The organism is Zoogloea sp., from assembly GCF_023150065.1.
Taxonomy (GTDB): Bacteria; Pseudomonadota; Gammaproteobacteria; order Burkholderiales; family Rhodocyclaceae; genus Zoogloea.
This window is the reverse complement of sequence record NZ_JAKLLN010000058.1, coordinates 350-2,139: the sequence shown is the minus strand read 5'-3', so window position 1 is coordinate 2,139 and position 1,790 is coordinate 350. Positions and strand designations below refer to the sequence as shown.

The window sequence follows — 1,790 nt, the reverse complement described above, 5'->3', positions numbered from 1 at the left end:
CAACCTTGTGAATGCGGGCTGCCGGCAAGCCGGGCCAAAGATACTGTTCGATCTCTTATGTGAGGGTGAGTGGCGGCTGCAAGATCTACATTGCGAGCTCGAAGCTCAAGGGGCGACACGGCATCCCGCCACTCAGTCGGGGCGCCCCCCGACTATGCACACCCGACGGCCAGCAAGAGCGATGACGATCGGGTGTTGATGCATGAGGCAAATAATACAAGGTGCGGCTTCAGCCGCACGCGGAGGGGCAAAAAGGGCCTGCACAACTTCTGGCGATGGGCTGTGCGGCTGAAGCCGCACAGCCCATCGCGCCTAGCGTCCGTGCCAGGGTCAGATCTTCGCCGCCGTCAGGTGCGGGGCGCCCCATGTGGTGCGCCAGCGGCGCTTGACAGCGGTGAGGCCGAGGAGGGCGGCGATGGCCAGCGCAGCGAAGATCAGGAAGCCGGCCTGGTAGCTGCCGGTGACCTGCTTGCTGTAGCCCAGGCTGGAGGCCAGGTAGAAGCCGCCCACCCCGCCGGCCATGCCCACCAGGCCGGTCATCACGCCGATCTCCTTGCGGAAGCGCTGGGGCACCAGCTGGAACACCGCCCCGTTGCCCATCCCCAGCGAGAGCATGGCACACACGAAGACCGCCAGGGCTTGCCAGGCCTCGGGCATGCCGAAACTGACGATGGCCAGGAACAGCGCCGCCAGCACGTACATGGCGGTGAGGCTCTTGATGCCGCCGATGCGGTCAGCCACGTTGCCGCCGATCGGGCGCACCAGGCTGCCGGCAAACACGCAGGCGGCGGTGAAGAAGCCGGCGGTCTTCGGGTCGAGCCCGTACTGGGTGTTGAAGTAGATGGTGAGCGACGAGGCCAGGCCGACGAAGCCGCCGAAGGTGACCGAATAGAAGAACATGAACCACCAGGCGTCCTTGTCCTTGAGCACCTTGAGGTACTCCGCCATCGACTTGGCCGGCGGGCACTCGGGGGCGTCCTTGGCCATCACCAGGTAAACCACGAAGACGATGGACAGCGGGATCAGCGCCAGGCCGAACACATTCACCCAACCGAAGGCGGCAGCCAGGCCCGGCCCGAACAGCGCGGCCAGCGCGGTGCCGGAGTTGCCGGCGCCGGCGATGCCCAGCGCGGTGCCCTGGTGCTCGGGCGGATACCAGCGGGAGGCCAGCGGCAGCGCCACCGCAAAGGCGGCCCCGGCAACCCCCAGGAAGAGGCCGAGGGTGAGCACTTGCGCGTAGCTGTGGATGCCGAACTTCCAGGCCACGAAGAGGGCTGCGATGACGATCACCTGGCCGATGGCGCCGGCCAGCTTGGGCTTGAGGTGGTCCACCAGCACGCCCATCACGATGCGCAGCAGGGCCCCGGCGAGCACCGGGGTGGCCACCATCAGGCCCTTCTGGGTGTGAGAGAGGCCCAGGTCGGCGGCGATCTGCACACCCAGCGGGCCGAGGATGACCCACACCATGAAGGCGAGGTCGAAGTACAAAAAAGCGGCCAGCAGCGTAGGCGTGTGGCCGGCCTTGAGGAATGATTTGCGGTCCATGGATGGCTCCCGGTACGGATTTGAGTGTGAGGGGGCCCGGGCAGGCGCCGGATGGGCGCTGCCGGGAAGGGTTCAGGGGTTCGGATGGGGGCCCCGTGCGGCGGAGGCGGTGGAGGAGAGACTGCCGCTGCAGGGCACGCCTCCCGCCGCGCGGGACCTTTACAGGGCCAGGAAGACCTCGCCGTTGGTAACCCGGGTGGCGAAGTGCTTCACGCAGCCCACGTCGGGCGGCACCACCTGGCCGT

General features: G+C 67.5%; 1 protein-coding gene. It reads right to left on the bottom strand.

What is annotated here, in order from left to right; all coding sequences use genetic code 11:
* Positions 1-330: 330 nt before the first annotated feature.
* Positions 331-1,545, bottom strand: coding sequence for a NarK/NasA family nitrate transporter (locus tag L6Q67_RS23320; RefSeq protein ID WP_296575837.1), 1,215 nt, complete (start codon positions 1,543-1,545; stop codon positions 331-333).
* Between the last annotated feature and the right edge of the window lie 245 nt (positions 1,546-1,790).

Bases quoted from the DNA above. Each gene is read 5' to 3' on its own strand.
- L6Q67_RS23320 (WP_296575837.1), bottom strand. From the start codon at position 1,545: ATGGACCGCAAATCATTCCTCAAGGCCGGCCACACGCCTACGCTGCTG.